The organism is Paenibacillus sp. TAF43_2 (assembly GCF_052113545.1).
Classification (GTDB): domain Bacteria; phylum Bacillota; class Bacilli; order Paenibacillales; family Paenibacillaceae; genus Pristimantibacillus.
Genome location: NZ_JBFRDK010000067.1, coordinates 19893 through 29707, shown reverse-complemented (window position 1 = coordinate 29707; position 9815 = coordinate 19893). Strand labels below are relative to the sequence as shown.

9 protein-coding genes are annotated in these 9815 nt (G+C 45.5%); 5 read left to right on the top strand and 4 right to left on the bottom strand.

The window, feature by feature from the left end; all coding sequences use genetic code 11:
* The 4 genes from AB4Z17_RS16030 to AB4Z17_RS16015 all read left to right on the top strand — a co-directional run.
* Nucleotides 1-559, top strand: a 559-nt coding sequence (locus AB4Z17_RS16030) for a ribose-phosphate diphosphokinase (protein WP_441960799.1), incomplete at its 5' end; no start/stop codon positions are given.
* A gap of 152 nt (nt 560-711) precedes the next feature.
* Nucleotides 712-2181, top strand: coding sequence for a spore germination protein (locus tag AB4Z17_RS16025; protein WP_441911113.1), 1470 nt, complete (start codon nt 712-714; stop codon nt 2179-2181).
* Between the two features lie 5 nt (nt 2182-2186).
* Nucleotides 2187-3287, top strand: coding sequence for a GerAB/ArcD/ProY family transporter (locus tag AB4Z17_RS16020; RefSeq protein ID WP_441960797.1), 1101 nt, complete (start codon nt 2187-2189; stop codon nt 3285-3287).
* Complete coding sequence (locus tag AB4Z17_RS16015; RefSeq protein WP_441960796.1) at nt 3284-4408, top strand: Ger(x)C family spore germination protein; 1125 nt, start codon at nt 3284-3286, stop codon at nt 4406-4408. Before AB4Z17_RS16020 ends, AB4Z17_RS16015 begins: the two co-directional genes overlap by 4 nt.
* Before the next feature lie 77 nt (nt 4409-4485).
* Here AB4Z17_RS16015 and AB4Z17_RS16010 read toward each other — a convergent pair whose 3' ends face one another.
* The 3 genes from AB4Z17_RS16010 to AB4Z17_RS16000 all read right to left on the bottom strand — a co-directional run bounded on the left by AB4Z17_RS16010 (nt 4486) and on the right by AB4Z17_RS16000 (nt 7084).
* The gene (locus AB4Z17_RS16010; protein ID WP_441960801.1) at nt 4486-5265 is read right to left on the bottom strand and encodes a DUF3891 family protein; all 780 of its coding nucleotides are present in this window, start codon (nt 5263-5265) and stop codon (nt 4486-4488) included.
* 37 nt (nt 5266-5302) lie between these two features.
* On the bottom strand, nt 5303-5605 hold the full coding sequence (locus AB4Z17_RS16005; RefSeq protein ID WP_441881708.1) for a chorismate mutase: 303 nt from the start codon (nt 5603-5605) through the stop codon (nt 5303-5305).
* A 171-nt stretch (nt 5606-5776) separates the two neighbouring features.
* The gene (locus tag AB4Z17_RS16000; RefSeq protein WP_441960795.1) at nt 5777-7084 is read right to left on the bottom strand and encodes a family 4 glycosyl hydrolase; all 1308 of its coding nucleotides are present in this window, start codon (nt 7082-7084) and stop codon (nt 5777-5779) included.
* Nucleotides 7085-7152: 68 nt separating this feature from the next.
* On the opposite strand from AB4Z17_RS16000, the gene AB4Z17_RS15995 reads away from it, so the two are divergent.
* Nucleotides 7153-8133 (top strand): helix-turn-helix domain-containing protein, encoded by a 981-nt coding sequence (locus tag AB4Z17_RS15995; RefSeq protein ID WP_441960794.1) that lies wholly within the window; start codon nt 7153-7155, stop codon nt 8131-8133.
* Here the strand turns inward: AB4Z17_RS15995 and AB4Z17_RS15990 are convergent.
* Nucleotides 8120-9736: a hypothetical protein gene (locus tag AB4Z17_RS15990; RefSeq protein ID WP_441960793.1), complete on the bottom strand. Its 1617-nt coding sequence runs from the start codon at nt 9734-9736 to the stop codon at nt 8120-8122. The two genes, AB4Z17_RS15995 and AB4Z17_RS15990, sit on opposite strands and share 14 nt — an antisense overlap.
* Nucleotides 9737-9815: the final 79 nt, after the last annotated feature.

The window sequence follows — 9815 nt, the reverse complement described above, 5'->3', positions numbered from 1 at the left end:
TTTGCATGCTGACCCGATTCAAGGCTTCTTCGATATTCCAGTCGATCATTTAACGGCGCTTGATTTGATCATTGATTATTTGCGAAGCAAAAACATCAAAAACCCTGTTGTCGTATCGCCAGATGCGGGCCGAGCTACAACAGCCGAGAAACTTGCCGGCTTGCTGGACTGTCCATTTGCGATCATGATCAAAAATCGTCCCGCTCATAATCAGTCTGAAATCACGCATATCATCGGTGATGTTGAAGACATGACACCAATTATTATTGAAGACTTAATTGATACAGGCAGCACAATTGTAAACGTCGTAGAGGCGCTTAAGAAAAAAGGTGCGCATGATTCCTACATATGTGCAACGCATGGCCTGTTCTCAGCCAATGCGCTTGAGAAGCTGGATCATCCGAACATCCGCGAAGTCGTTATTACAGATACGATCAGTATCGGTCAAGAGCATTCGAGTAAATTTGTCGTACTGCCGATGTCCCCGCTCCTTGCAACCGCCATTAAAATCATTACCGAAGGCGGCTCGATTGCAACGTTGTTTAAATCAGGCTCATAGGCCGTTAGTAAAGCAAAATAACATATAACATCAATTGTACCCCCTTGCTCTTTCGCAAGGGGGTATTTATTTTGCATGCGTATAGCTATGGTAAACCGTGGCAAAATAGGTGTATCAATCAAGACGGCAGCGAGGATGGGAGGACGCAAACAATGGATCAAACAGAACCTATCAGCTCAGACCTGACAGTAAACATAGAACGTATAAGAGAAATTTTTTCTGATACAAGCGATTTAGTCATAAGGAATCTAACGATCAAGCAAACAACTGAGCAAGCAGCACTCATCTACATCGATGGGCTGACAGATGGAGCAGCAATTAATAGTGATGTCCTTCGTCCCTTGCAGCTAGATTCGAGCGGGGGAAAACCCGGTGATGAGTTAATGATGACCATTGGACAAATCGTACCCGAAACGGATTGGTACCAAATTGAGATAGCAATACTGCACGGTAAATCCATATTATTCGTGAGCGGCAGAGAGGCGGCCTATGTGCTTGGCACAAGCGGCTGGCCGCAGCGGTCAATTGAAGATCCACAAATGGAAGCCTCCTTAAAAGGCGCCCATCAAGGCTTTGTCGAAACCAGCGGCCAAAATATCGCTATGATCAGACGTTATATCCCGAATCGCGAATTAAAAATGAAACGGCTGATTGTCGGTCGGCGCGGCCAGACCTCCGTAACGATTATTTATCTGGAGGATGTAATGAATCCTCAATTGTTAAACGATCTTAAAGATCGCATTCAAAAGATTGACGTAGATGTCATTTTAAACACGGGTGAGCTGGCAGAGCTGATCGAGGATAATCCCTACTCACTCTTCCCGCAATTCGTTCTTACTGAGCGGCCAGATTCTGCAGCATCGCAAATTTTGCAAGGAAGATGTGTCGTTGTCGTTGACCGCTCGCCAAGCGTACTCGTTGCTCCAGTCAGCTTCTACTCTTATTTCCAAAGCATCGACGATTATAGTACTCGTTGGTCCATTGCAACCTTTTTGAGGCTGCTGCGAATGTTTGCATTTATTACTGCTACATTTTTGCCTGCCTTTTATATCGCAGTTGTTTCCTTCCATATCGAGATCATTCCAATGAAGCTGCTGCTCACCCTAGGAGAATCACGTGGACAAGTACCGTTTCCACCTTTTGTGGAGGCCATTCTAATGGAAATCACTTTGGAAATGCTCCGTGAAGCTGGCGTCCGGCTGCCTGCCCCCGTTGGCCAGACCGTTGGCATCGTTGGGGGTATTGTGCTTGGACAAGCTGTCGTTCAAGCTGGCTTAATAAGCAATGTTATGGTTATTGTTGTAGCATTTACGGCCATTTCTTCATTTATTTTGCCAAACTACGATATGGTTGCAGCCGTTCGCTTAATTCGTTTCATGCTCATGATTTTATCCTCACTGTTCGGGTTTGTTGGGATTATTGTTGGTTTGATGACGATGATCGCTCATTTATTAACGCTTAAATCGCTAGGCATGCCATATGGAAGCCCRCTGGCTCCGCTCCGTTTCTCAGATTTGAAGGACACCCTAATTCGAGCGCCATTATGGCTGATGGAAAAGAGACCAAAAAACGCGCTCCCGCTTCAAGAAAAACGTCAAACAAACACTCGGAAGGAGGATTGAGCACATTGACGAACACCGAAGGTAATACGATAACTTCGATGCAATTTATTTTTATTATTTCCGGTATTCAGATTAGTGTTGCCGTCCTTTCCTTGCCGAGGAAATTAGCAGAAATAGCAGGAACGGATGGCTGGATTTCCATTCTAATTGGTTATGCCATCAGTCTTCTATGCGGGTATATCATTATTATGGTGATGAGACATTGTTCTGATAAACCTTTAATTGATGCGCTGCCTGCAATGATGGGGAAATGGGTTGCCAAAGGATTTACCCTATTGTTGGCCATGTTTTTCCTCTCTCTGATGTATGACGGTCTTGTGCGCACCATCCTGATTATTAAAATTTGGCTGATGCCAAACACACAGTCCTACATCCTCATGATTCTGCTGTTAATACCCGCTTATAAAATCGCTATAAACGGTCCTCGCATCTTAGGACGATATGCAGAGCTAGTTGCTGTCATATCATGCTGGTTGCCCTTTGTTTATCTATTTACCCTGAAATATGCTCATTGGCTCAATTTACTGCCTATATTAAAAGTAGGTTGGCTGCCCGTCCTGTCGGCGGTGAAAGCAACAATTTATCCGAACCTGGGGCTAGCTGCCGTTTTTATATTTTATCCTTATTTAGTTAAGAAGGATAAAGCTGCTTCTTCACTATTTATATCCAATACGATTACCCTATCTGTACATCTATTTATTACAATCATATGCTTCATTTACTTCAGTCCCCATGAAATCACACTTTATAATGATCCAATCATCAGTATTCTCAAAACAATTGAATTTCGCTTTATTGAACGGATTGAGGTGCCTTTCATCGCGTTTTATTTGTTCGTCTTCTCACTCGTTTGGATTCCGTCTATGTATATCGTCTCTTTTTGCATAAGCAAGGTTTTCGTGCTAAGCAACCATCGTATCCCATTACGTATCTTGTGCATTATTCTTGCGATAGCTACTTTTATTCACATTCCCTCATTCAAGCAAAGCGATCAAATTGAATTATGGCTTACTTGGTTTGGTTTTGGGATGGAATATATACTCCCTAATCTACTGCTGATATATATGGTCATTTACAAACGAATACATCGGAGGGCTGATCTATGAAGCTGCGACTCTTTTTTGTATGTTGCTTGTTCATTACGATTTGCCTTACTGCATCCGCCTGCGGGGATCAGCTGTATTTAGAAAATGCGGCAACACCGCTTGCTCTTGGCATGGATTTGGATAAAAATGATAAATTCCATTTTTATTCATCCGCTCCCGTTTTCAGCAAAAACATAAAGAAAAAGAGTCAAGAAACGTCAGGAACCGCTAACTCGCTTCGGCAATCCAAAGCGATTCAAGACTCGCAATCAAGCGGCTCCATCCAAGGGAGAAATTACCAAGTAATCCTCCTAGGCAGACATTTTCTAAGTTACGAGGACTGGTTTCCGATGCTTGATGTGTTGTTTCGCGACGCAAGAAACACGGTAACCGACCGTGTTATTGCTGTTGATGGCTCTTTAGAGGAGGTATTTTCATTAAATCCTCCTGATCAGCCGCTGCTTCCTATTCTGCTCCGGGGCATGGTCGACACCAAATCGATAAAATCGGAAACCTATGCGACGACCGCCCAAGAATTTCACAGGCAGTTTTATGATAAAGGCTTGACGCCTTACATTGCTGAGGTGAAGATCGTCAATAATCAGGTTAGGCTGAAAGGCTCCGCTTTGCTGAATCAGAAAGGCAAATATGAGATTTCTTTAGGCCCTCAAGAAACGATTCTGTTAAGTATTTTGCAGAAGCAGGCTTCACCGGGCTTCAGTTTGTCCTACCCCATTCCTGGTGAGCCAGTACACAAACCATTTGAAACGAATATTTTAAGCCTGACTGGCGCCAAAGTAAAAACAAAAATCAAAACTTCCTATGAAAACAATAAATTCAAGTTTGACATCCTCGTGAAGACTAGGGTTGGCCTCTCCGAGCATCTTTTCCCTTTCAATGTGGAAAAGGATGATACAAAGCTTGAAAAACAGATTGCTGTTCTCATGCAGGAACAATTTATGAGCATTATCGGGAAACTGCAAAAACATAAAATCGATCCGATTGGGCTTGGGGTGTATGCAAGAGCAAAAGAATACAAGGAATTCTGCAAGGTAGAGGATCATTGGAGTGAAGCATTTGCGAATGCTGAAGTGCGTGTAAAAGTGGATTTAGAAATAGCTTCGATGGGGCCAGTTAAGTAAGTATCGAGGGATTAATAAAGAAGGATACCGGCAAATATGCGGTATCCTTCCTTCCTTCATTCAATCATTGATTAGTTCTATGGCGCTTGCTGAAAACGAATCTTATGCTCAAGCAGCTCTGCACGCTGATAAGCTTCTGCGATCCCATAAACAGCTATGTCCGCCTTGCTTACTTCTTTATAAGATAATGAAGTCTTCACCTCATGTTTGAAAGGGAATGGATGCAATTGGATCGTCGTTTCATCCTTCCAATCCGCTATCAATGAGGTTTGCCCCGTACGATCGAACCAATAGGGAAACCCATCAGCAAACCATTCATATTGATTTCGAGGCGTTCCCGGCTGCTCCATACATACAAACAGCGACAGCTCATCACAAAGCAGCAGCGCTTTCGCATGAAGCTGAAGCAGGCTAACGTCCAGCTGCAGTCGCTCGATGATCGCGCTTTGTCTTGCAAATTCACGTTCTACAAACGTAATCGTATCCTCATTTCTGAACCTTTCAGCAAGCGTCGTATACAAAATACTGCCAAGCAAAGCGGCGTATTCGCTCGTTTYCTGAACATGATCCAAGCCTTTAGAATAGAAGAAAAAGCGGATGTTGCCTGGAAAATCGCGGAACGAAAACGGCATATTTGCTGCATCATTCCAAAGCGGAATACGGTCCAAATCAATCCAGCTGCTGTCATGCTCATATGCTGCGTAAGCCAATTCATCTTTTCGTTCCTCACTATGAAATAACTGGCTCTGCCAGGCAGAAACAAGATCTCCGGATATTCTCGCATGATCATGCTGAGCGATCAATATGAATGCGTCTTCCTTCTCGTATAAAATCATCGTTTCCATCCCTTTCTTCATCACACAATAGTTGATTAATATTGTTTTTATATATCAGCTAATCACGATTGTTCAGCGCATAAACCTGCTCAATTTCCTTATGCCGTGAAATAACAACATCCATTAAGCATCTATAAATCGAAGCTGCTGTCTCTGGATTCAAATCATGGCTGCTCGCAAGTTTCTTTATTTTATCAAATTGTTTGGCTTCACGGCTCAGGTCTTGTGCAGCGAGATGATTTGCTGCTTTGTACATACCCACTTCCTCCGTTAATTGAAACCGCCTTGCAAGCAAGGAAATAATGTCGTGATCGATTTGATCGATCGCTTGTCTTAATTCATCTAGTCTAGAAACTTCCATGCGTCTCTCCCTTAAATCTTTTTCCTATAATTGTACCATCTCCATCATCTAGCGGCTATGTACATTCGCATTTATCGGATGTATGCCCCAGAACAATAAAAAGAAGAGCCGCCTTATTTCTAAGAAGCAGCTCTCCTGTGAACATTTCTATCGTTCTATTTCGCGAAGACATTACGAATGAAACTGTGGCAGTAAATCAGCATGGCTTTCGAGCATCTGCTCCAAAGCTTGATAAGCAGCCTCTTTATTTTCAATAGCCGGATCGGCGTCTATCGCTTTCTTCGCAATAGAGACATTGCCCGTCACTGCTGCTTCAACGACAAGCTCATGAACATCCGAAATCGCGCGGCACAATTGAAGCAGCGGCTCTGGGAATGCTGGAACCTCTACCGGATGAATCATGCCGCCTGATACGGTCACTGGTATTTCTACGATTCGATCCGAAGGAATACCCGGTATTGCGCCATCATTCTTAACGTTCAAAATATCAATCTGAAGGTCGCTGCCCGTATACAACGCTTGAGCTAGCGCAACGGGATGCTCCCAGCTGCCATGATCAAATAAACGATCATAATGCATATTGCCTGCGCCAATCTGCTTCAGCTCTTCCAAGCGTCTGCTGCGTTCTTCGAGCGACCCATGATATGGAGGTGCTGTTGTGTAATGAATGTCCTCTTGATAAGGAAGATATTCCGCATGATGATCAACGTGTCCAGCCGCGACTGCACCATACTCGCGCAGCCATCGCTTAGTGATACGAAGCTCGCGCTTCGTCCCTTCATCTTGATCAGACCAGTTCTCCTCTTCAATATATTGGATAAGCTTAGGCAGAAGGTCCTCACCCGTGCGGCTATCTTTTATTTCCATCACCCATGCAAAGTGATTAAGTCCAGCAGTTACGATAGATACCTCAGAGGCCGATTTGCCGAGCAGCTTTGGCAGGAATGTGTAGCCCTCAGCACCAAGGTACGCAATATTGCAAAATCCAGCTATGCGAATCGATGAATAACGTGCTGCTGCCGTTACGACACGAGGCATTGGATTCGTTACATCCAGAATCCACGCCTGCGGGCACAGCTCCTCCATATCACGGCAAATATCCATAATCAGCGTAATGGACCTGAATGCATTCATTAAGCCCCCCATGCCTCCACATTCCCTTGCTTGATCTGCCATCCCTAGTGCCTGCAATATATCAAAATCGATTTGCCAACGGCGTGCACCTTGAACCGAGGCGGATACGATAACAAAGTCCGCACCTATTAGCGCTTCTCTTCTGTTTACCGTTGCAGTCGCAAGCATGTCTACCTCTAACTGCCTTGCTATTTCTCTTGCAGCTGCTGCCATCCCTTCAGCCGCATTCAGATTTGGATCAACAAGGACAAGCTCACAGCCTGCAAGCCTCTCCTTTACGATAATATCTTCGAGTACCGTTGGTGCAAATACGAAGCTTCCTCCACCTATCAATACAATTTTCACGATAGTCTCATTCCTCTCGGTTGTATTTTGGATTGCTATTGCTCAGCGGTAAGAGAGATAATAAAGGTATGAATAATTCCGTTTACAAAGGAGCTATGATGAGCAATCTGAGTCCTGCCCTCAACCAATCATTTCCTAATTATAAAGAACAGCTTATCCTATACGGCATGCGTACGTTCGAATCCGACCAAGGCCCTGTATGCGATTTACATCTGCATCATCGGATGCTGGAGATCAATATTGTCCTAACAGGCGATCAAATCGCTCGTATTGGAAATGAAAGCTTCACGCAGCATGAAGGTGATATTATTCTCATTCCCCCCATGAAGCTCCATGACTTTATTGTTCCCGAGCAGCAGACGATGCATGGTTTTGTCATTCATTTGCAAAACGTGGACAGCAAGCTGCTCTACGCCTTTCGAGCTTGCGGTGAGTATTTATTTGCGAGAGATCATCCGCTCAATGAACGCCTGAATCCGCTGCTAAAAGCACTTATTTCATGCTTGCAGCAGAATCCTTCTGCTCACCGCGTCTTTATGCTTTGTAATGAAATGCTTGTGCATTTGGAGGAGTTCGTGCAGAGCGAAGCCTTACTCTCCATCAATGAACCAAATGAGCAGCCGCTTGCTGATCGGATCGCGAGGGAAATTGAGGCGCTCATCAGCACTTTTAATGAGCTCGGTACAGATTCCTCAACGAGCAACTGGCTTGAAACCATCGCAGCCAAGACAGGCATTAGCCGCAGACATGCCGGCCGTTTGTTTCAACAAGCGTACGGCATGTCGCCGCGTCAATATTTATCGATCATTAGACAGCAGGAGGCGATGCATATGCTTGTCATGCGAAACATACCGCTTGAAGAGATCGCATTCCGAATCGGATTCGAGAATGTGCAAAGCTTTATTAGGCAGTTCGCCAAATGGACAGGATTAACGCCTGGCGCATATCGGAGACAGCATAAATCAACGATAAGCTATTTGACGCCGCTTGAGGTGGAACCTCATGCTGGTTATTTATCCAGCCACGTTCCTTCTGCTACCTCAGAATAATTTCAGGACGCTCATTCAATTGTACGCCGCGTTCAGCATACCAATTGAAATGCCTCTCCTCTCCGGCTATCTGCCAACGGGACGGGCAGCGATCATCAAGCCAGTCCAGCGGTTCAGCCGGCTGCAGCGGTTTAGATGCTCGTTCGAACGCTTTGCGTATCGCTGCTTCCTGTTCCGCGCCAACCGCCTTTGGATCTGCGGAAATGAACAGCGGTGTGCCGCTTTCAGACAATAGCTCCAGCCACTGCTTGTTTAATTGCCAAGGGACATCGTCGGTCAAGCCAACGCAATCCGCATCAGCCGCAAAAAAAGTGTCATGCTGCGGCATGCGGAAAGCAAGCGTGTTGACACCCATTTTACGTGTACGCTCCCATTCCTTACCGCTCGTATCGTCACCGGTCCGCTGAATTTCAACCAAGCCCGCTGCTAAGTGCCCAACTGTATTGCAGCCAATAATTAAACTGTCCGCTGAAGCTTCTGCAATCTTCTTATACAAAGCGACAATAATTTCCGCCGTCGTCTTCGTGCGATCAGCAAAAGCTAAACCATGATCACTCATCGATGCGCCCATTTCAAAGCCCCATTTGGCAAAAATATCGAAAGTGGAAAAATCATGCTTAATCAGTTCATAACCCCAATCATGCAGCTTGCGAATTTCATTGCCCACATAGTCAAGCACATCAGGAACGCTTGGGTCCAAATAGATGCTGCCCGCATTGTGGCCACCATATCTTCTCCAATGATTTGGCACACTGTTTGCGACTAATAGCGGTCTGCACCATATCCCAGGACGAACCCCGATTCCTTTCATATCGCTGGCCAGCTTCTGCATATCAGAAAACTGATAATTAGGTTCCCAAGGCCCACCATTGCAGCTGCCCCCGCCGCTGCAGAGCTGCCAACCGTCATCAATGACCATAAACGGACGGTTATCGACCGAAGAAGACCAATCTGACACGCGCTCCGAATCAGCGATTATCTCTGCTGTCGAGCTATTCCCATAGGCATAATACCAGTTGTTTCCCCCATACACAGGCTGTGAAGGCAGAATCGGCTGCTTGCACATCATTCTGCAAAAAGCCGTTGCCGCACCGAATGCCGATTCGTCTTCCGCACCTTCTCTCGTTACAATGACCGCAGCCTCGAGCGTTCGATCACCAAGCAGCACTCCCGCTTCACCGCAGCGGACATCAAGCGTCAGGCTAATTCCACCTGCATCCGCTTGCCAATAACAAAAGGAGCTTGTACCGGTCTCTACGCCATAACCATGGGTGCGTCCCCCTTTTGACAACAGGAAATACCAAGGCATTTCACGCTCAGCAACTAACCCCCGCCATTCCAAATCACCGTAACCTCGTTCCCATTGATCACCCAGAACACGAATGCCCCCACTGTCCAGTTCTCGCTGCCATCTCAGGTGAAGCCGCCTAACTGGCGTCTGGCCAGCACTTAATCGAACGGCCATACGATTAGCCATCGTTTCAAATGAAATGACGGTTTCGCCTGCATACCATTCTCGTGAACGGAATGACGCGCGAACCCATCCCTCTTCCCACTCCATTTCAACTTTGTCCGGATTGGTTAATAGATCTAAAAACTCCAATGTGAGCGCCTCCCGTATTAGAACATCATTCTATAAAACCGAGTATAGTATTCGCTGCCAGCAATTTGAATAACGAAAT